A 21,697-nucleotide genomic window follows, 5' to 3' on the forward strand; every position below is an offset into this window, starting at 1 on the left:
GACCGAAAGTGCGCTCATGACACGCCTCTCGCTGTTCATCGACTCCGCCCAGCAACGCGAGGTCGAGCCGTTGCTGGCCACCGGGCTCTTCGACGGTGTCACCACGAACCCGTCGCTGCTCGCCCGCGCGGGCCTCACCCAGGACGACCTCCCCGCCGTCCACCGGTGGGCCACGGCGGCCGGCGCGTCCCGGGTCTATCTGCAGACCCTGGGCCTCACCCTCCCGGAGATCCTCGCCAGCGGCCGCGGCCTGCGCGACCTCGGGGACGACGTCGTCGTCAAGATCCCCGCGACCGCATCCGGCTTCGCGGCGGCCCGCCGACTGGCGGCCGAGGACGTACCGGTGCTGATCACAGCGGTCCACCACGCGTCCCAGGCGGTCCTCGCCGTGGCCGCCGACGCACACTCCATCGCCCCGTACGTCGGACGGATGACGGACGCGGGACGCGACGGCATCGCCCAGACGCTCGCCATGCAGCGCATTCTCGGTGACTGCCGGACGTCGGTGCTCGCCGCCAGCGTCCGCACCGCCGACGACGTCGCACTGCTCGCCGCCGGCGGCGTCACCGACTTCACCCTCAGCCCGGCGCTGCTCGAGCAGATGCTGCAGGATGACCTCACCACGGCCGCGGCCGCCGCCTTCGAGGACGCCCTCGCGGGGCCACCACCACCGGCCGTCGCTCCCACCGGCCCCGCCGACGCCGAGGGCGGACAATGGACGGGCCCCCCACGATGACCACCCAGGCCCCGCCGTTCAACGCCGAACTCGCTGATCGCATCCGTGCATCGGGCGGCACCCTCGCGGGCAGCCTGTACGCGGTTCCCGCTGCGCAGCGCGCATCCGCCGCCGATCTCCTGCACCGGCACGGGGCCTGGGTACACGCCGACGTCTTCGACGACCCCGGTGAAGGTGTCGATGTCGACCTCATCGCCGCGCTGGCCGCGGCCCGGCTCGCGCGCCTGGACATCCATCTGCTCACCGCGGGCGCGCTGGCGGCTCTGGACCTGGTGTGCCGGCCGGGCGTCGACCGGATCACCTTCCCCTTCGAGGGTGTCGCTGCGGTGGGTGATGTCGCCGCCCGAATCAGAGCGGCGGGTGTGAGTCCGTGGTTGGCGGTCGCCCCGGGCACGTCGTTGGTCGAGTGCGCCGAGGCGTCGGCTCACGTGGACGGTCTGCTGGTGATGCTGCTCGAGCCGGGAACCCGCCGTTCCGCGGACCTCCGGCACCTCTCGAAAGTCGAGAATGCCCACGCCGGCACGACCGTCGGCGTCGATGGCGGGGTTCGGGAGGTGGACCTGGACCGTATTCTCGCCGCCGGCGCCACCTACATCGTCGCAGGACGGCGGCTCTTCACCTCGGTGCCCGCTCGCCCCCAGGTCGCCTCATGACCTCGTTGACGCGCATCCACGAAGAGCTGGTGGCCACCCTCGACGCCGTCGACCCGACCCGGGTCCAGCTGGCTGTCGCAGCTCTGACGACGCCACAGACCCGCTGGTTCACGACCGGACAGGGCCGATCGCGGCTGGTGGCGTGCATGGCCGCGATGCGACTCATGCACCTCGGTGTGGACATCCACGTCATCGGTGACGTGACGACACCGTCGATCGGGCCCGGCGACGGACTCCTGGTGCTGTCAGCCTCCGGGGAGACGCCGGTGACGCTGCACCTGGCACGCAGGGCTGCCGAGGCGGGTGCTTCCATCCTGGCCGTGACCACCCGTGAGGACAGCAGTCTCGGGAGACTGGCCACCCTCATGGTGCCGCTGCCCGTGGTCTCCACCCGGCAGTTCGGGGGCTCCCTGTTCGAGCAGGCCGCATTGCTGCTCCTCGACTCACTCGTCCTCGACATCACCGGCGCGGACCCGCGAACGTACCGGCGCATGCACGAACGCCACACGAATCTGGAATGACCGGCGCCGCGAGCGGTGGCGCCTCAGGAACCGTGCGGCGGCGGAACACGAGGCCTGGAGCGAGCTTCGTGCCGGCGCGCGCGGTGTCACCGCCACGTCGACGTCGGCGCCATCCGTCGAGCTGCGTACGACCAGGACCGCCGGTGCCGGGGTGAGGACCGGCGGCCACCGTTCAGCGGACTGCCGCCGGGTTTTCGAAGAGCGGGTCGGTGTGGTGGGTGATGCGGTCCTAGACGGGCGCGAGAGCGGCCTACTCGGTAGCGGCATCGGGCCGGGGTCGGAACGGGCGTCCCGGCGGGATCATGGCGGCAACCAGCGACGACTCCATCGCCACGGTGTGACGGCGCATGGTCAGGGCGATGCCTTCGACGAGGGAGCGGTACAGGTGTCCGTGGCCCTGGGTGCCGTCGAAACCCGGGATGGCGCCGCGCCGGTGTGGGTGGTCGGTCGGGGCCAGCCAGTCCAGCACGGTCATCGCTCCCCCGAGTCCGACCGGTACCCGGGCAGCCGCCGATGTGAGTTCCTCGAGGTCCACGCCGAGGAGGTCGCGCAGCCAGCTGACGATCCACATCCCACGGCGGATGCCGACACTCTCCAGGAGATAGGTGTGCGGGATCGAAGCGGAGTCCGCCCAGTACCGGTGGTCGTCGGCGCCTCGGTCCGGGCTGGCGGTCATCGCGGCGATGGAGGCGCCCGACGGCTTCAGGATCGTGTCGGGTTACAGCAAACCGCAGCCGAGGGCCTCGACCGCCTTGTCGTTGGCGATGGCGATGACCGGAAGACCCGCCGGCAGGCCGATGAGGGCGGCCGCCTCCGGTGTGTCACCCGGCCCAGCTGACGTACTCGCCCATCGGGCGCAGTCGGCGCGCGCAGGCGCCCTCGCCGCGGAACCCGCGGCGGCCACGGGACGACGCCAGGCTCCGGCTGATGGATGAGGTGTGGTGGTGACACCCGCCCCTGACCACTGACCTCGGGCCCGGTTCAGGCGCCGGCCCGAGCCGGTCGACAAGGGTGCACCACCGCGGCGACCCGTGTGTCAGACCTGGGCTGCCCGGTCACCACCGTCGCGGCGACGGCGCCGGGCGGCGTACATCGCGGCGTCGGCCTGTTCCCAGGCGGTGGTCAGCCCGCCGCCGGCGGTGTGCGGCGCGGATCCCGTCGAGATCTGCAGACCGGTGTCGATCAGCGCATGCTGGAGTCGCCGCACCAACGTCGCCGCCTCGGCCCGGCCGGCGCCGACGGCGATGATCCCGAATTCGTCACCGCCCAGCCGGGCGACGATGTCGGTTGCTCGGGCGGTCCTGCGGAGCTGGTGAGCCACTGCCTGCAACATGCGGTCGCCGACGTGATGGCCATGGGTGTCATTCACCGTCTTGAAGTCGTCGACGTCGATCACGATCACGGTGGCAGGATCGCCGAACCGGCGGAACCGCGCGTCCTCGAGCGCGAGGAGACGGCCCCAGCCGCGACGGTTGAGCAGGCCCGTCAACTCGTCCGACTCGGCGAAGCTCCAGGCTCGTTCGGCTTCCCGGTTCCTCTCCGTCAACGCCAGGTCCGCAGTGAGCACCACCGACAGCAGTCCCGCGAACACCGACAGCAGCGGTTGCGTCGCCTCCGACAAACCAGGGGTGGCGGTGGGGTTGTAACCGCACAGTGTCCCGAACAGCGTCCCTGAGGGCCCGAGGATCCTCGCTCCGGCGTAGGCGCCGACCTGGAAACCCAGATGCTCGGCACACCCCGCTGCAGCGGTGTAAGAATCCTCGACTGCGATGTCCGGAGCCACGGCGGGCGCCTGCCCGTTCGCCATCTGTGAACACAGCGACGTACGGAACGGCAACTCCACTCCGACTTCCACCGAGGGGTAGCCCGGCGAATCGACCGCGAGCATCGTCTGTCGGTCGTCGGCGACCCGGGTGACAGCCCACAACCCCATCGGTACCGCCCGGGACAGATGGGCCACCACCAGCTCACAGGCGGCATCGAAGGTGCTCGCCGGTCCGTGTCTCCCGGCGGCGATACCGGGCACCTCAGGTTCTGCCACCCCGGGCCTTCCCTCGGCGAGGAACGCAGGCCGCCGCGGCAGCCGGCCTGGCCGGCTGGATGCAGCCGGTCGTGCGCCACCCTACTGCGGTGGTCGCGTCGCTCATGCGGACCCCACTCCTGACCGTCCTTCGGTGACAGACCGCTGCGTGAACGTCCAGCTCGCGTGGTCCGTCACCGCACGGCGCGTGCGGGCGACGATGCGACCGGTGCGCTGTCGGAGCTCGGTCATGTCGCTGCCGGCGTCAGGTGGCCGTGATGGGTCCGCCGGCGCGGCGGGCCGACCAGATATGCGGAGTCGGCACGCACGGCGGCGCGACAGGTCGCATGGCCACTCCTGCCTCCACCACCACAGCGGGTGAAGGACCCGCACCGGTGGACGAGGATGACCCGCTGGAGTGGTCACGATGTACTGCCTGCTGAAGCGCTCTCGACCGAGGCAACGCGAAGGCGGCCCGGGGGTGATGGGGGCGCGCCGGCGGGAGCGGTCGTCTCGTGCGCTCGAGGTGTCGAGGCGCCCCTGCTCGGTGGTTCGGCACCACGACCGGGAGGCGGCGAAGTCGTCCTGATCTCGGGCGGCGCCGATCTGGCCGTGGCGCCGACGCGGCTCCCACACGGAGCCCCATGGCGATCGCAGCTGTGATCTGCACGACTTCCGACGCGAGAATGGCGCCTCGGCACCAGGTCTGAGCCGTGTCTCGGCGTGTGCGGGGCTTCCTTCCGGTGGTGCGACGCACGTCTGCGTGGCGCTATCGGGTGACTGACCAGGCACGCCGGACTGTGGGTGCCCGCGGCCCGGGCGACCGCCCGTTGGCCCTCCGGGGGCTTTCGTCATCCGGATGTCGTACGCGTTCGTGCAGGACAGCTGCCGCGCCGCTCACCACAGCACTCACTCGATGTCACGTTGCCGACGTGGTCGTAGCCGGTTCCGTGACACCGCGGTCACCCGGTGACGGACGCTGTGGCCGCCACAGCGGGTCCGGTGATGGCCCTGTGACAGAGGTGTGACGAGCGTGCGTCGAGCCGGCCGGTTCTGAGGGCCCCGCCTCCTGAGCATTCGTGTCACGGTCCGCGACTCCGAACACGGAGCGCGGGCTGTGTCGTCCGGGTGGCACCACGGTGCCCGCCGGCGTTTACGACGTTCAGAGTGCGGCATCTGATGCGTCGTAGCCCGTATGCACCAACCAGAACACGGACGGTTGCGGTGCAGCGGGTGGAATGTCTACTTTCGTGATCATTCGAGCGACGAGGCTCGGTGGAACAACTACTCCGGTTACTGGGGACGCGGGGGCGTACCGCAGTACCGGATCCGCCACGTCGACCCACGGAGCTCTGCCACCATGACGCAAGCAGTGTTCGACGTGCCCGGGAACGGCTCGCGGTGACAGGCGCCGTCCCGTCGTCGCGCCTGACGAACGACGTCGCAGCGCGGACGTCCGGTCCCGGGGGCGAGACTGCCGGCGAAGCCCGCAGGCGGTGGTCAGGTGCTGTCGGCTCGATCGGTTCGGTGTTGCGTGCTGTCCTCGGTTCGACCGCGGCCGTTCTCGCCCGGTCAGCTCGCTTGATCCGGTTCATGCTCGTCGGCGCGTCAGGGGTGGTGGTCAATCTCGGCGTCATGGCCGGGCTCGTCGCTGCGGACCTGCACTATCTGGCGGCCGGCCTCGTCGCCACCGAAGTCTCGATCGCATGGAACTGGCTGCTCTACGAGCGGTTCGTCTTCCGTGACCGCCGCGACGCCTCGCGATGGTGGCACCGCGCCATTAAGAACCTGGCGTACAACAACGCCGAGTTCGCCGCACGGGTTCCGTTCCTGGTGCTCGCCGTGTCGGGTCTCGGCGTGCCGGAGACCGTGGCGCAGTTGATCACGTTGGTGCTCGCCTTCGGCCTGCGCTTCGTGTTCGTCAGCCGGGTCGTCTACCGCCCCGTCGACGAGGCCCTCGGGGGTCCGCCGGACACCGCTGTGGCCGAGCCTCCGACGGACCCTGCCACAGCCGTGCGATGCACACCGACGTCCACAGCTCCGTGACGTTGCGGCTCTGACCGTTCCGACGGTGCGGGACGTCGTCCTCCACCGACAGCAGCAACTGTTCCCCGGGCGATCGCCCGGTCGACCGATCGAGAGAAGACATGCGCCGACCCCGTTGGTTGACCCTCCTGATGGTGCTGACCACCGTCGTGGTGGGCTCGTTCGCCCCGACCATGGCGGCGTCGGCCGGTCCGGTGTGCCCGGGTTCGGCGTGGAGCGCCGACTACTTCCCCAACCGCACGTTGACGGGTCCGGCCTCGCTCTCACGCTGCGATGCGGCGATCAACTTCAACTGGGGGGCGACCTCACCGGGCGCAGGAGTGCCGGCCGACGGGTTCTCGGCCCGCTGGTCCAGGACGGTGGCGTTCACCGCAGGCACGTGGAACCTCACTGCTTCCGCCGATGACGGCATCCGGGTCAGCCTGGACGGCGCCGTGGTGCTCGACGGCTGGAAGGACCAGGGCACCACGACCTACCGTGCGGCCGTCGCGGTCACCGCGGGGAATCATCTCCTGACCGTCGAGTACTACGACAACACCTACGACGCGACCGCCGTCTTCTCCTTCGCAGCCGCCGGCAACCTGGTCGGCAACGGCGATCTCGCCGCCGGACCGAACTTCCCTGGTTGCTTCTTCGACGGCAGCTGGGGCACGAGCCGTCGCCAGGGCGCGTTGAGCGCTGACGTACCCGCCGGTGTCAGCGGTCGCTCGTACTCACTGACCGTGGCCGACCACGCGTCCGGCGACGCCAAGATCATGCAGTCCGCCGATCCGGGGTGCGCGGCGACTGTGACGGCCACCGGCAACTACACCGTCGGCCTCTTCTACCGCTCCACCGTTGCGGCCAATGCGGTGGTGGTCTTCACCCAGGACGCGGCCGGCGGCTGGACCTTCTGGCAGACGCTGGCCACCCTTCCCGCCGCAGCGGCGTGGACGCAGCAGACCTACACGCTCACCGGACTCCCGGCGGGTACGACGAGGGTCAGCTTCGGCGTGGCCGCTCTCGGCAACGGAACCCTGTCCACGGCGGGATATTCGTTGACCGCCGCACCGGCGACGCAGGCCGGCCTCGACGTCACCGGACGGTGGTCGGTGTCCGCCGTGACACTGCCGGGTCGCGCCATCCACACCACGCTGTTGCGTGACGGCAGGCTGCTGCTCATCGCCGGGTCCGGCAACGACGCGAACAATTTCGCTGCCGGCTCGTTCACCACCTCGGTCTGGAACCCGGCCACCGGTGTGACCACCCCCGTCCCGACCCCCGAAGACATGTTCTGCTCCGGCCACGTGACGTTGCCGGACGGGCGGGTCCTGATCCAGGGCGGGACCAAGGACTTCCCGGGGGTGGACGGGGCCGAGACCTTCACCGGGCTGCGCAGCAGCTACATCTTCGACCCGGCGACCAACGCATTCACCCGCACCAACGATGCGCAGGACGGTCACTGGTACCCGACGCTCACCAAGCTGGGCAACGGTGACGTCTGGATGGCCGGCGGTCTCGGAGAGACGTTCAACAGTGTCTCGGTGAAGACCGAGATCTTCCGGACAGCCGAACAGCGTTGGCTCGCGTACGGCGAGATGACCCAGAGCTGGCAGTACTGGGGCGAGTACCCCCACATGTTCCTGATGGCCGACGGGCGGTTGTTCTACACCGGTGGTCACACCTTCGGCGATCAACGAAGCGGCACCGGGGCGTCGATCTACGACATCGCGACCGGCACCGTGGGCGACGTCCCGGGCCTGACCGACAAGGATCTGCGGGATCACGCCGGATCGGTGCTGCTGCCGCCGGCCCAGGACCAGAGGTTCCTCATCGCCGGTGGCGGTCACATCGACGTGGGTGCCGCACCGACCAACTCAGCTGCTGTCATCGACCTGGACGTCGCCGCCCCCGCCTTCCGAGCGGCTCCCGCGATGCCCGGGCCCGGACGTCAGTACGTCAATCTGACTACCCTTTTCGACCGGACGGTGCTGGCCAGCAACGGCGCCACCGGGAACCGCACGGGCGACATCGCCGCCGCGGCGATCTACCGACCGGCGGCCAACACCTGGACGACGAACACGCCGGCCGACCCGGTCGGACGCAACTACCATTCGACGGCGGTGCTGATGCCCGACGGCCGGGTGATGGTGATGGGTTCCAACCCCATCGACGGCAGTTTCGAGTCGCGGATCTCCGTCTACGAGCCGCCGTACCTGTTCAAGGGAACCCGGCCGACCCTGACCGCCGCGCCCTCGTTCGCCACCTACGGCTCGACGGTCTCCGTCGGTGTCACCGGCACTGCGGTCAGTGCCTCACTGACCTCGCCCGGCTCGGTCACACACCAGATGGACAGCAATGCACGCCTGGTCGATCTGCCGATGACCGGCACCGGGGCGACCCGCACCCTGACCGTCCCGGCGAACCCGGACCTGCTGCCCCCGGGGCCCTACATGCTCACCGTTCTCGACGCCAGCGGAGTGCCGTCGGTCGCCAGGTGGATCACGATCAGGCCGGGCGCCGTGACTCGTGACCTGGCCGCCGGGATCGACACCCCCGCCACCAGGTTCACCGGGTGGGACGGCGCAACCGCCGCCCTGACCTCGCTGACGAATGTGTGGAGCGCCGTCCCGGGAAGCACACCGTCGGGCCGGTCCGATCTCCCGGCGCACGGCCACGCCGGTCATCCGACGGCGGCGACGCCGTCGGCCGCGGCTGCCTCTGCCACCTCTGCCCCCTCCGGTCGAGCGTCGGACAAGGCGCTCGAGATCGCGGTACGCCGACCGTATCTGGTGCCGATCACGCCGACCGCGGACCAGGTGCAGATCGCGTCGGGCGTCCACGAGCAGGCGACACAGGTACCGATGGCCAAGGTCACCCCGGAACAGGGAGCGGCGGCCGCGGCGGAAGCCGTGACCGAATCGGCTCGAACCGGCGGATGCGTCGTCGGCTACGGGGATGACGGCAGCTGCCTCCCGCAGGTTTCGCCGTCGTCGGCCCGGATGGGGGGGATGGCGATGGATTGGACCTGTGACGAGGTCCGAGCGATCCTGCCGGACGGCATCGCACTCAGCACCCCGGGGGTCGATCCCCAACGCCTTGATGCGAACCAGGACGGCACGGCCTGCGGTCGCGGTGACTGACACCGCCGTCACCGTCGCCCCCGACCACACGCCCTCGCCGACACCGAACCGGAGCCTCTCGTGACGCTGACCAAGGCCGATCTCGTACCGCCCCCGCCGCTGTATGCGGTACCCCCCACCGACGCCGAGAAGCACCAGTACATCAAGGGTTCGCAGCACCGCTGGTTCTTCTGGGCCCATGCGGTGGCGTTCCTGGGCATCGCCGTCAGCCTCTACGGGTTCGCCACGATGCGGTACTGGACCTTGATCTTCCTGGCTCCGTTGGCGCTGTACGCCGCCGAGACGTTGCTGGGACTGCGTACCTCGACGTATCCGCGGCGGGTGACGCTGCCCGACCACCGTTTCCTGGTGGAGACCTACGACCCCGAGGAGTTCCCGTCGGTGGACGTGTACCTGCCGACCTGCGGTGAGTCTCCCGAGCTGCTGGCGAACACGCTGCACTGGATCTCGCAGTTGGAGTGGCAGGGCGAACTCACGACCTGGGTCCTGGACGATAAGGCGAGTCCTGAGGTCCGTGAGCTCGCGGAGAGCTACGGGGTGCGCTATCTCGCCCGCCCGGGCAGCGAGTTCAAGAAGGCCGGCAATCTGCAGTACGCCTTCGAGCGCAGCACGGGGTCGCTGATCCTCATCCTGGACGCCGACTTCGTGCCGCGTGCGGATCTGCTGACGGAGGTCGTCCCCTACTTCTCCGACCACTCGATCGGGATCGTCCAGACGCCGCAACTGTTCTCGACCGGCAAGCACCTCAGCTGGCTGACCCGCGGGGCGGGAGCGACGCAGGAGATGTTCTACCGCTTCATCCAGCCGAGCCGGGACGCGGTGCGTGCCGCCATCTGTTGTGGCACCAGCGCGGTCTACCGCCGGCGGGCGCTGGACGCCATCGGAGGGTTCCCGCGGATCGCTCATTCCGAGGACGTGTTCACCGGGATGGCGATGGAGGAGAAGGGCTTTCGGCTGCAGTACGTGCCGCTCAACCTCTCGCAGGGACTGAGCCCGGACAGTGTGAACAGTTTCATCACCCAGCAGTACCGCTGGTGCGAGGGTTCCATGGCGATGGCCGCCGGGAGTGATTTTCACGTGTCCGCACTGTCGCGCCCGCAACGGCTGTCGTACTGGTCGGGATTCAGCTACTACCTGACGACGGCGATGAACGTGTTCCTGGCACCGATCCCCACGCTGCTGATGGTGTGGCTGTTCCCGGAGTACGTCAAGGCAGGCAACTTCCTGCCGCTGGTCGGATTGTTGGTGCTCTGGCTCGGGGTGTACCCGGTGGTGATGAAAGGACGGTGGCGGCTCGAGACCCTGCGGGTGCAGGTCATCTACGGATTCGCCCACGCCGCCTCGATCTGGGACGTCTTCTTCGGGCAGACCCAGGAGTGGGTTCCGACCGGGGGCGGCTCCGCGCCGACGCCGGTAGCGACCCGGGTGAAGCGGATGATCGTCTGGTACCTGTCCATCACCATGGCCGCCGCGAGTATCGGGCTGGTGTACCGGCTCTGGAGCGGGTACCCCCTGTCGGACTGGTGGGCCGCGTTGGTCTTCTTCGGTGTCAACCTGTACATCTTCGTGCCCGTCGTGGCGGCCTGTACGGCACAGGAGTCCGCTCCCCGCCGTCGTCGGCTGTTCACCCGGCGGCCGTCCGTGATCGAGGTGTCCGCTTGACGACCACGCTGTCCGCGCCCGACGCCACCACCCCGCCGACGCCGACCTGGCAGCTCGCGGTCGGCAGTTTCCTGCCCCCGGAGAAGCGGTCCGCAGCCCAGCGCTGGATCCGGCGGGTGCCGCTGACGGTGGTCCTGCTGATCCAGCTGGGGATGTCGCTGCGCCTGAGCAACAGTGCCTACCGGGACGAGGCCCTGTACATCTGGACCGGGCACCGGATGTTCCAGCACTGGTTCGACGGCGCCGTGTTGTACGACAACCCGAGCCAGTACTTCTCGGGATCGCCGTCTGTCTACCCGGCCCTGGCGGCACTGTTGGACAGCGCCGGCGGACTGGAGACGGTGCGGGCGCTCAGCGTTGTGTGCATGCTGTCGGCCACCTTCTCGATCTACTGCTTCACCCATCGCTTCTGGGGCCACCGGGCAGGTCTGGCCGCTGCGCTGGCGTTCGCGCTCGCCGGTCCCACCCACCACCTCGGCCGGTTCGCCACCTTCGATGCGATGGCACTCGCGCTGTTGGCCGGCGCGTGTGCGCTGGGCGTCCGGTCAGCCCAGAACCGTTCTCTGCGGTGGGCGCCGCTGGTCGGCGCGATGCTGGCCCTGGCGGTGATGACCAAATACGCCGCGTTGATGTTCGTACCCGTTGTTCTCGCTGTCACTTTTCTGTCCGTCACCTGGCGCGGGACCGCGCGGCGGCTGCACGCCAAGAACGTCGCCCTCGTCGCCCTGGCCACCACGGCGGGCCTGCTGGCCCTGTTCGTCGCCACCGTCGGGGCCGAGGACTACGCCGGCTTCCGCAGCACCACCTCCGGCCGTAGCGGCACCTCGATCGTGCTCCCGGACTCTCCCTGGGGGATCGTGGTCCGAGCGGCGGGGTTCGCCGGTCCGTGGTTCGTGTTGGCGTTCGTCGGTGCGGTGGTGGCGATCGTCCGGTTCCGCCGTTACGGTCTGGCCGTCGTGCTGCTGGCCGCGGCCGTCGCGCCGGTCGCCTATCAGGCTCTGATCGGCGAGGCGGTGTCGATCGAGAAACACATCGACTTCGGGCTGGTCTTCGCGGCACCTCTCATCGGGGTGCTGGCCATGCGCACGGCTCAGCCCTGGCGGAAGTTCGTGATGCTGGGTGCCGTGGTCACGCTGCTCATCTCCGGTGCGGCCACCAGTGCCCGAATCTACGACGGCTGGTCCAACACGAGAGCTCTGACCGACACTCTCGAGTACAAGTTCCGGGCGGCTCCGTACATCCGGACGCTCGGAGAACCGTTCGAACCGGTGCGATACGCCTTCAACGCTTCGACGGAGTATTGGCAGTGGGCCACCACCGACCCGGTTCAGGCGCTGTACTACGAGCCCGCGGAAGGCCCGGCCCTCCGTGGGCTGGACGCCGCACGAGCCGGCCTCTCCGACGGCTACTGGCAGGTCGTCTACTTCAACGGGTCCACCGGTGCCAGCCAGGAGCTCGAGCCACTGCTCGCCGGTTTCGGCTACACCCTGACCGACACGGTGCCTCTGATCAGCAAGGACAAGGTCGACGTCTACCGGATCTGGCAGAGATTCCAGTAACCTGCCCACGGTGAGCCTGGACGTCCGCGCGGACAACATCGGACGTCACGCCGCGCCCGGTGGCAGCACGCCGCTGGGGCCGGAGACGACGCTGTCGCGACGACAGGTGCTCGTCGGCGGGGCCGCAGTCGCGGTCGGTCAGATCCTCTCCCGTGAACGGACGCCGGTGCCGCTGCCAGATCTGGTCACCCGCTGTCGGTTCGGCGCGTACGCGGACAACGAACCCTTCCCCGTGGATGCGCACTTCGCATTGGAGGACGCGCTCGGCGGTACCCGGTTGTCGGTGTGCTCATGGTTCATCGCGTTCGGATCCCCGTGGCCGGCGGCGGAGGCGGCGAAGGTCGCCGCGCGTGGGGGCTACGACATCCTCGTGGCCTGGGAGGCGCACGGCGTCTCCTTCGCAGACCTCGTCGACGGCAGGCACGACCAGTACATCTGGGACTTCGTGAACGCCGCGGCCTCGTTCCCCGGCGATGTGGTGCTCCGGCCGTTCCATGAGTCCAACGGGGATTGGTACGACTGGGCGCCGGCGTCCGGGCGGGGTTTCGTCGACGGGCCCGACCAGTGGATCGCCGGATGGCGACACCTGGTGGAGGTGGCGCGCCGAGCAGGCGCGTCCAACATCCGTTTCCTGTGGTGCGTCAACAACACCGATGCGTCCTCCACCACGCTCGAGGCCCTGTGGCCGGGGGCCGACCATGTGGACCACATCGGTGCCGACGCCTACAACTGGTCGGCCGGGCCGACCTTCGACAGCATCGTGGGCGACGTCTACGACCGCGTGGTGGCCCTCGGCCCTGGTCGGTCGTTCTGGGTGGGCGAGACCGGACTCGACGGGCAGGACGTCGGGGCCGCCGACTTCTACGCATCGGTCTACGGATCCCGGCGGTTCCCGCAGATGGCGGTGGTCTGCTGGTTCAGCACCGACGCGTTCCTCCTGACCGGCGACGCCGCCGCGGTCGCGGTGCACCGGGCCCAGCTCCCGCGGGCACCGCAGCGGATGCGCTGACGGCGGCCGGCCGCGCACCGGCCCGCCGCAGCCGACCCGCGAGGATGGGGTCGGTTGCCGCGGGGCACGGAGCACCGGACGCGGGTCGTTCACCAGCCGGTCAGTGCCCTCCGGGCGGCGTCGACGACGCCGGTCGAGCTGGTGATCCGCCAGTCGGGGTACCCGCCGATGTCGAACCAGTCGACGCCGGTGACCTGGGTCGTCCGCAGGTAGTCGAACAGCTGCGCGGTCCAGGCGGCCTTGTCCCCGCCGCCCACCGCACTGGCGGTCTCGGCGATGTAGACCGGCTTGCCGGGGGCGACGACGGCGAGCTGCGCGAGGGTCTCGCCGAACACCGAGGACGGCGACTTCCAGCCGCCCATCCCCGGGTTGTCGGTCCCGCCGTTGTAGCCGTCGACGCCGATGGAGTCGACGTAGGCCGCACCCGGGTAGACGCTCTGCAGGGCGACGGGCATGCCCTGCACGATGTTGACGCTCCAGGACCACTGCACGTTGGTCGCGCCGGCGGCGACGAAACGGTCGTGCACGTGGCGGTACGCGGCAACGTAGGCGGCCCCGGAGTTGCCGTTCGCGGCCGCTCCCCAGGGGTACCAGCCGGCGTTCATCTCGTGCGCGAACCGCATCTTCAACGGACCGCCGAAGGCCGCAGCCCCCCGGGCCCAGCTGTCGATGTAGCTGTCGAAGCGCCCGTCGATGATGTTCTGCAACCGGTAGGTGGGCTGGGTGGCGCCGGCGGCCGGGTCCCACGGCTCCCAGGTGATCGACGGCAGTGCGCCCGCTCTGGCCGTTGCCGTGACGATGTCGAGCGGGAAGCCATCCCGGTAGTGCCAGGCCATGAAGATGTTGAACTCGTCGAGTTTCTGACCGAGGGTCCGGGCGGTGGCGAGGGCGTTGTCCAGGCCACGGTTGGGACCGTCGTCGTGGGACAGGCCGAAGCTGCGATCGAAGGGAGGACTGGGAGTGCTCGAGGTCCGGAACGCGACCTGGTCCACGCGCAGGTTGCGGTCGCACGTGATGGGGGCCGTCGTCGCCGAGCCGAGGACCTGTACGTGGAAGTCGTTGGTGAACCTGACCGCGACGCTGTGCCTTCCCGCAGTGAAGGTCCCCGGCAGCGTGTAGTCCGTCCAGACGGTGGCGGTGACCGGAACCTTCGCCACCGATCGGCCGTCGACGAGGAGTTCCATGACCGGAGCCCCCTGACACTGGTCTCCGCGGGCCCGGACCGTCACTCCGGTCGAGGTGGCGTCCGCTGAGAGTGACCCGTTCAGTGAGGCGCCGGACCACAGCAGAACAGATCGGCCCCCCACTGCCGCCCCGTCGGGGTAGACCATGCCGGTGCCCGCCGGGTATGACATCGACTCGGCCTGGGTGGCGGTCGCCGCCGGTGCGGCGGCGAGGACGAACGACGCTGTGTCGAGCAGCAGGTTTCGGTCGCAACCTGCCGCCGTCAGGTCGTTGTCGAAGGTCACGGCGACCGCATGCCGGCCCGCCGGCCATCTGCCGCTGAACGTGTGGTCGGACCATTCGGCTGCACCCACAGGGCGGGTGCCGATGGTGATGCCGTCGACCGCAACGGTCATCGTCGGTGCGCCCTGACACTGGTCACCGCGAACCCGCAGGACGAGACGCTCGGCGGTACCGGTCGTGGAGATCGCACCGGTGGCGGTGGCGTTGGCCCACATCAGCAACGCCCGGCCCGCCGAGGCGCCCGGCTCCGGGGACACGGCGCCTGATCCCGCAGGCAACGCGAAGGACTCCGCTTCCACTGTCACGGCGTCCGCGGAAGCCGACGGGGGCGCGGCGAAGACGCCGAGGACCGGAAGGACGGCAGCGGCCGCGACGGCTGCGACGACTCGACGTACGTTCATACACCGAACGTAACGATTAGTAACGTTGCGTGATATGCCCCGTGCGGTTGTTTCTACCGGTACGCAGAGTGACCTCGTCCTGACAAGGTGGCCGACACTCTGCGCTGGCGTGCACGGAGCCGACATGCTCGACGCCGAGTCGTCGGCCTCGGTTTTCGACACGGTCAGCTCGGCGTCCTCGCTGTGCCAAGGTCCGGCTGGGTGCGTCGGAGGACGACGCGAGATCACCGCAGCAGAGATCACCTCCCGGTCGGGACGGACCTGGGGACAGCTGGACCCCGAGCGGTCCGGTCCTCCCCCCGGATGGGTCTCGACCGCCACCGGAGGAACTGCCGCGGACACGCGAATGCCGATACCCGGTGCCGCCGGTGCGCTGTCCGGCCGGGACGGCGCTCCTCGGCTGCCACATCCAGCAACCGGGTCCCGCGACCCCGAGGTGGTCGCCTCGGCGCTGGACCGTCCGCCGGGTATCGGGTGACGTGACCACGAGGTCCGGTCCCTCGGTCGGGAACAGCACGGGCGGATGTCACACCCTCCGGCGACGTGGGTGATCATGGGGCGGGCCGCCCCCGGTACCAGGTGCGGTACACCGACCCGGCGTGGCCGACGGTGCGAGAGCGGGAGGGATCGAATGGCAGCCGCGCGTGTGCGCCGAGCCGATGGCGGCCGCGGTCCCGGCACCCGCCGGGTGCAGCGGATCCGTCTGGGGGCGGCGATCGACCAGGCGTCCACCTCCCGCGGCACCACCGTCGTCATCGCCGGCGATGTCGGCGCCGGCAAGTCCAGACTGGCGACCGAGACGTCGGAAGCGGCGCAGGCGCGGGGCTTCCGGGTGTTGACGGGCACCGCGGCGCAGATGCACGAGGACGTGACGTTCGCCGTGTTCCTGCACCTGCTCGGACCCGCGCTGGCGGCGGCGGACGCCGCTGAACGCCGGAGACTCACCGGCGGCCTGCCGGACCTCGCGCGGTTGTTCGTCGAGCTGCCCGGGGACCGGTTGCCGCCGATCGCCGACCCGGGCCTGGAGAGGCTGCGCCTGCTGGAGTCGGTGCTCGTGCTGGTGCGGCGGCTGTCGGTGGCGCAGCCGTTGGTGATGGTCCTCGACGATGTCCAGTGGGCCGACCGCGCCTCCGTCGACCTCCTGATGCACCTGACCCGGGGCATATCGGCGGAGCCGGTGCTGCTGATCGTCTGCGTCCGCACCGACGACGGCCGGCACCCGGAACACCTGTCGGAGATGCTCGACCACGCCCGGCGGTCGGGCACCGTCGACGAGATCGTGCTGCCCGCGTTGGAACCCGACGAGGTGAGTCGGATCTGCACCGCGGTGCTGGACGGGCCGGCGCCGGCGGAACTGCTCGATGCGCTCACCGCCGCCGGCGTCGACACACCGCTGTTCGTCCGTGAAGTGCTGACCACGTCGATCGGGAACGGCGCACTGGCCCAGCGGGGCGGGCACTGGGTCGTCGTCGGCGAGATCCCTACCGGGTCCAGCCGGACGATCGACGAGCTGATGGCGGGCCGTCTGAGGACGCTGTCGGAGAGCGCGCGGACGGCGTTGAACTGGGTCGTCGTCGCCGGCGAATCGGCCGTCGCCGTGGCCGGACACCTGGCCGAGCAGCACCTGCAAGCCGACTGGGCCGAGCTGACCGACCTCGGCTGGTTGACCGCCGGCGACCGCACGGGACCACTGCGGGTGTCGCACCCGTTGCTGGCCGAGGTCTGCTACCGCTCCATTCCGCCCGGCGTCCGTCGGCGGATGCATCGCGAGGTGGCACGGGCCCTGCTGGATGGCGCGGTCACCGGTCCCGACACCGACCGCGCCGTCCCCGGCGACCGGCTGGGACTGATCGCGCACCACGTCCGGCTCGCCGGCCACGAATGGCCCGCCGGCTCGGCGCTGGACTGGATGACGGCGGCGGCGACGCTCGCGGACCGGGTCTCGGCCCAGCAGAGCTCCCTGGAGATGTGGTCCGGCGCCGAGCAGCTGGCTCGGCGGCTCCGGCCGTCGAAACTCCCGGAGATCCTGGAGCACCTGGGCCGGGCCCGGTCGCGGGTGGGACAGATCCCGGCAGCCCTGACGTCCTGGCACGAGGCCGTCCGCCTGCGGGCCGTCGCGGGCGACGGGGTCGCAGAAGCCCGCCTCCGGGGCGAGATGAGCATGGTCGTCTGCGATCAGGGCGACCCGGCGCAGGCCCGCTCGATGCTGGACGCGGCGAGCGAGGCCCTCCAGCGGTCACGCCGACGAGCCGACGGCGTCGTCACCGCTGCGGCGGTGGACGCGGAGGCGACGCTGCGGGCCGAGGCCACGCTGTGGGGGTTGCGCGTCTGGATCGCCGGACGCCACGACTCCCTGCCGCAACTGGTCACCCTGTCGACCGCACTGGAGGGTTTCTGCGCCCGTCACCCCGGCTCCGGGGCCGAACCGTCGCTGTACCTGCTGCGGTACGACATCGCCTGCCGCGAGGGCGATCTGCTCGCGGCGGAAGACCACGCCCGGCAGGCCTTGTCGTCGGCGACCGAGGCCGGCGACACCGTGGCCGCCGGGCACGCCCGCCGGCAGCTCTTCGTGAGCGCGCTGGGCCGGGGCGACCTCGCCACCGCGGACCGGGTCGCGCTGCCCCGGAGTGCCGGCCGCCCGGACGACCGTCGGGAGTTCGTGGCGAGCCCGCTCACCTCCGGAGCCCTGCGGGCCTTCGTCACCGACGACTGGGTGAGCGCCGATCGATCGGCCCGCTCGACCATCGAGTTCGGGCTGCGTATCGGTTCGCCGCGGGTCGTGGTCCCGATCATGGGTTATCTCGCCGTCATCGCCGTCCAGCAGGGCCGGGTACCGGACGCCGAGTCACTCCTGGCCGAAGCGACGGAGACGCTCGGGTCCGGGGCCGGACGGGACCAGCACGTCGTCGGGGTGATGTACCAGGCCCGGGCCCTGGTGGATCTCGCCCAGGGCCGGGCGGCGGCGGCGGTTGCCGCCGCGCAGCAGGCAGCCGCCATCCGCGGGCTCCTGCCGGCGATGACGTTCGTTGCCTGGGTGCAGGGTCTTCTCGACCTGGGCGACGTCGACCGCGCACGGGAGGTGGCGAGGGATCTCGCGTCGATCGGGCCGGGCCCGTGGCCGACGGCGGTGTCGTCGTGGCTGTCGGGCCGCGTCGCACTGGTGGACGGCGAACCGCAGCGGGCGGTCGCGCTGCTCACCGCGTCACGACAGGAGCTCGAAGGCCTGCACATGCCCTACCAGGCCGCGCGGTCCGGCCTGGACGAGGCCCGCGCGCTGGCGGCGGTCGGACGTCCCGAGGACGCGGCCACCCGGGCCCTCGCGTCGGCATCGGTCTTCGCCACGTACCAGGCGCGACCGTTGGCCGACGAGACCCGGCAGTTCCTGTCGACCCTCGGTCACCGGATCGGCAACGGGCGGACCAGGGGACCGGCCTCGTCGCTGTCCGAGCGGGAGTGGGACGTGGTCGGACTGGTCGCCCAGGGCCTGTCCAACGCCGAGGTCGGGCGGCGTCTGTTCATCAGCCCCCGCACGGTGACCACCCATCTGCAGCACGTCTACAGCAAGACCGGGGTGACGTCGCGGACCGCCCTCGTGCGATGGGCGGTGGACGCAGCGCAACCCTCCACTCCGTGATGTCGGTGAGGTGGACCGCATACGTAGGGCGGCGGATGGTGGAGTGCCGGCCGACTGTGCAGCATCACTGTCGGACCCCGCCGGAACGGGCCGGCTGACGTGCCCGGCCGACGCGGGACCCGCTGCGCCACCGGAGGAGAGGCCCACCCGTGAATGATCGAGCCGATGCGGCGATCGGTGCCCCGCTGCACCTGACCGACATCTCCACGGAGGACACGGACCGGGTCGGAGCGAAGGCGGCCCGGCTCGGGCACCTCACGCGGGCCGGCTACCCGGTGCCGGCCGGATGCGTGTTCCCCGTCGGATTCCCGGCCGACCGACTCCCCGATCTCGACTGGCCGGCCCTGCTGTCCCGGGTCGGGCCCGGTCCCTACGCGGTGCGCTCGTCCGGCGTCAGCGAGGACGGCGCCGAGCGCTCGTTCGCCGGCATGTTCACCACCGGTCTCGATGTCGCGGCCGCGGACCTCCCCGCCGCGGTCGTCGCCTGCCTGCAGTCCGCCGACTCACCGCGGGTGCTGGCCTACGACACGGCGTCATCAGCCGCCGGCGCCACCGTCGCGGTCATCGTCCAGCAGATGGTCGACGCGACGGCCGCGGGTGTCGCCTTCACCGCGCATCCGGTCTCCGGAGACCGGGACATCGTGCTCGTCAGCGCCGTCCGTGGTCTCGGCGACCGGTTGGCCGACGGTCAGGTGACACCCCAGGAGTGGGCGGTCGACGACGACAGGGCGACCCTGCTGACCGACGACGGTTCGGCGGCGCTGACCGGGATCGACGCGGTCCGTGTCGCCGGCCTCGCGAAGCGGGTCGAAGCCGACCAGGGGATGCCGCAGGACATCGAGTGGGCGCTCGCCGACGGGGTGGTGCACCTGCTGCAGGCACGACCCATCACCGCCCTGGCGGCACCCCGGTGGGAGGCGGTCCCGGTCCCCGTCGACGTCCCACCGGGGTACTGGGAGCGCGACGCCACCCATTCACCGACCCCGTGGTCGCCGATGACCGGGTCCGTCTTCTTCGACGCCCGCAACGAGGGCATGCGGTCGATGTGCCAGCGGTTCGGGCTGCTCACCGAGACGATGGAGTTCCGGCAGATCGGCGGCTGGGACTACCTGCGCGTGGTCCCGCTGGGTGGCCGCGACCGGGCCGCGCCACCGACGATGCTGTTGCCGCTGCTGATCCGGCTCGTCCCCGCGATGCGGGCCCGCCACCGGGTCGCCACGGCCGCCCGGGACACCGACCTCGCCGGACAGCTGATCGAGAAGTGGTACATGACAGACCGTCCCGCGCTCGAGGCCGCGGCGGCGGCATTACTGGCGGTCGACCTGCCGACGCTGGGCGACCGGCGACTCGCGGCCCATCTGCGGGCCGCCGCGCAGCTGTTCGGGGACGGCACCCGGTTGCACTTCCTCCTGACCGGGCCGATCAACCTGGCCATGGCCGATCTGGCGTTCACCTGCCGGGAGCTGCTCGGCTGGTCGGACCTGCAGGTGTTCGCGTTGGTCAGCGGCCTGTCGGTGCGTTCCACCGGTCCGGCACACGCGCTGGCCGAGGTCGCCGCACTGGCGGGCACGCGACCCGACGTGGGTGTGGCGATCCGGAGCGGCGCGAGCATGGCGGAGCTGGCCGACCTCGACCCGGAGTTCGGGGACGCCCTGGGCCGGTACCAGTCGACGTACGGCGCGCGGGCCCTGCGCTACGAGCTGGAGCACCCGACCATGGCAGAGGTCCCCGAGATCACCCTGCGGGCGCTGGCCGCGCAGCTCGACCTCGGATACGACCCCCGTACCGAGGTCGACGCGCTGTCCCGGACGCGGCAGGAAACCGCCACCGACGCCCGCCGGCGACTCACCGGCGCGGCCCGGGAGCGGTTCGAGACGGCACTGGCCCGGGCATCCCGGGCCTACCCGGTGCGCGAGGACAACGAGACCCACACCACCAGCGTGCCGCTGGCCGTCCTGCGGTACGGGCTGCTGGAGCTCGCCCGCCGGTTGCTGCTGCGCTCGGCGATCGGTGAACCGTCGGACATCTTCTTCCTCACGCTGACCGAGGCGCTCGACGCGTTGCACGGGACGGACGACGGTGGTACCCGGGCCGCCACGATCAGCCGACGGCGGGCCGAGAGGCGTTGGATCCTCGACCATCCCGGGCCGGCCAGCTACGGCGTGAAGCCTCCGCCGCCACCGGATTTCACCGGACTTCCCGGGGCGTCCCGGTTCCACAACACGGCGATGGTCTGGGCGGTCGACCAGATCTTCGCGGCGAGCGCCGCGGCCGAGAACAGCGCCCGCCCGTCCGGGGACGTCCTGACCGGCACCGCCGCCTCCGCGGGCCGCGCCACCGGGCCGGTCCGGATCATCCACGACGAGAGCCAGTTCGCCCTGATCCGTCCCGGGGACGTGCTGGTCTGCCCGGTGACCTCGCCGGTGTGGTCGGTCCTCTTCCCGTCCATCTGCGCCCTGGTCACCGACACCGGCGGCATCCTGTCGCACCCGGCGATCATCGCCCGGGAGTACCGGTTGCCCGCTGTCGTCGCCACCGGCAACGCCACCTCGGTGTTGGCCCAGGGGCAGTTGGTCACGGTGGACGGAACCACCGGTCTTGTCCATCCGCACCCCTGACCGGCAGCTCCCGCCGGGCGGTTCCACGACACGGCGTCCATGTCGCGATACGTAGTGCGACGGATGGTGCCGCCTGATCCGGCACGGCAGCATCTCCCTGCGAGGTCACCCCGACGGCCTCGCTGCGTTCGGGCTGGTGCTGGTCGCCGGGGGGGCGATCAGCGCCGGCGCCGGGCAGTGGTCCGGCAGGTCGGGCGGACACGCGACCGACCGCGCGGTGCGGTGTCGCGTTTGTCTCGGTGGGGGCCG

The 21,697-nt window shown here is 70.7% G+C and carries 13 protein-coding genes; 10 read left to right on the top strand and 3 right to left on the bottom strand.

Features of this window, described 5'->3' with window-relative positions:
• Positions 1-16 precede the first annotated feature (16 nt).
• The 3 genes from DB033_RS06520 to DB033_RS06530 are packed head-to-tail and all read left to right on the top strand — an operon-like array spanning position 17 to position 1,910.
• Positions 17-736: a transaldolase family protein gene (locus tag DB033_RS06520; RefSeq protein WP_111765969.1), complete on the top strand. Its 720-nt coding sequence runs from the start codon at positions 17-19 to the stop codon at positions 734-736.
• Positions 733-1,389: a beta/alpha barrel domain-containing protein gene (locus DB033_RS06525; RefSeq protein WP_157970547.1), complete on the top strand. Its 657-nt coding sequence runs from the start codon at positions 733-735 to the stop codon at positions 1,387-1,389. Before DB033_RS06520 ends, DB033_RS06525 begins: the two co-directional genes overlap by 4 nt.
• Positions 1,386-1,910 (top strand): SIS domain-containing protein, encoded by a 525-nt coding sequence (locus DB033_RS06530; RefSeq protein WP_111765971.1) that lies wholly within the window; start codon positions 1,386-1,388, stop codon positions 1,908-1,910. Before DB033_RS06525 ends, DB033_RS06530 begins: the two co-directional genes overlap by 4 nt.
• A gap of 250 nt (positions 1,911-2,160) precedes the next feature.
• Here DB033_RS06530 and DB033_RS06535 read toward each other — a convergent pair whose 3' ends face one another.
• A complete protein-coding gene (locus DB033_RS06535) occupies positions 2,161-2,586 on the bottom strand; it encodes an FGGY-family carbohydrate kinase (RefSeq protein ID WP_111765972.1) in 426 nt (141 codons plus the stop codon).
• A gap of 360 nt (positions 2,587-2,946) precedes the next feature.
• Positions 2,947-3,951 carry a GGDEF domain-containing protein gene (locus tag DB033_RS06540; RefSeq protein ID WP_157970548.1) on the bottom strand — a complete coding sequence of 335 codons (1,005 nt, stop codon included), beginning with the start codon at positions 3,949-3,951 and terminating at the stop codon, positions 2,947-2,949.
• A gap of 1,560 nt (positions 3,952-5,511) precedes the next feature.
• Between DB033_RS06540 and DB033_RS06545 the strand changes: the two genes are divergently transcribed.
• The 5 genes from DB033_RS06545 to DB033_RS06565 all read left to right on the top strand — a co-directional run bounded on the left by DB033_RS06545 (position 5,512) and on the right by DB033_RS06565 (position 13,328).
• Positions 5,512-5,976 carry a GtrA family protein gene (locus DB033_RS06545; protein ID WP_111765974.1) on the top strand — a complete coding sequence of 155 codons (465 nt, stop codon included), beginning with the start codon at positions 5,512-5,514 and terminating at the stop codon, positions 5,974-5,976.
• A 101-nt stretch (positions 5,977-6,077) separates the two neighbouring features.
• Complete coding sequence (locus DB033_RS06550; protein ID WP_111765975.1) at positions 6,078-9,098, top strand: galactose oxidase-like domain-containing protein; 3,021 nt, start codon at positions 6,078-6,080, stop codon at positions 9,096-9,098.
• A gap of 60 nt (positions 9,099-9,158) precedes the next feature.
• On the top strand, positions 9,159-10,760 hold the full coding sequence (locus tag DB033_RS06555; protein WP_111765976.1) for a glycosyltransferase family 2 protein: 1,602 nt from the start codon (positions 9,159-9,161) through the stop codon (positions 10,758-10,760).
• Positions 10,757-12,319 (top strand): ArnT family glycosyltransferase, encoded by a 1,563-nt coding sequence (locus DB033_RS06560; protein ID WP_111765977.1) that lies wholly within the window; start codon positions 10,757-10,759, stop codon positions 12,317-12,319. The genes DB033_RS06555 and DB033_RS06560 overlap by 4 nt, the downstream gene beginning before the upstream one ends.
• Before the next feature lie 10 nt (positions 12,320-12,329).
• Positions 12,330-13,328, top strand: coding sequence for a glycoside hydrolase family 26 protein (locus DB033_RS06565; RefSeq protein ID WP_157970549.1), 999 nt, complete (start codon positions 12,330-12,332; stop codon positions 13,326-13,328).
• An 89-nt stretch (positions 13,329-13,417) separates the two neighbouring features.
• Here the strand turns inward: DB033_RS06565 and DB033_RS20600 are convergent, their stop codons facing one another.
• Positions 13,418-15,196 carry a carbohydrate-binding domain-containing protein gene (locus DB033_RS20600; RefSeq protein ID WP_170315483.1) on the bottom strand — a complete coding sequence of 593 codons (1,779 nt, stop codon included), beginning with the start codon at positions 15,194-15,196 and terminating at the stop codon, positions 13,418-13,420.
• 631 nt (positions 15,197-15,827) lie between these two features.
• On the opposite strand from DB033_RS20600, the gene DB033_RS06585 reads away from it, so the two are divergent.
• Positions 15,828-18,830: a helix-turn-helix transcriptional regulator gene (locus DB033_RS06585; protein ID WP_170315484.1), complete on the top strand. Its 3,003-nt coding sequence runs from the start codon at positions 15,828-15,830 to the stop codon at positions 18,828-18,830.
• A gap of 149 nt (positions 18,831-18,979) precedes the next feature.
• Positions 18,980-21,448, top strand: coding sequence for a PEP/pyruvate-binding domain-containing protein (locus DB033_RS06590; RefSeq protein WP_111765980.1), 2,469 nt, complete (start codon positions 18,980-18,982; stop codon positions 21,446-21,448).
• Positions 21,449-21,697 lie beyond the last annotated feature (249 nt).

The organism is Nakamurella deserti (genome assembly GCF_003260015.1).
GTDB lineage: Bacteria > Actinomycetota > Actinomycetes > Mycobacteriales > Nakamurellaceae > Nakamurella > Nakamurella deserti.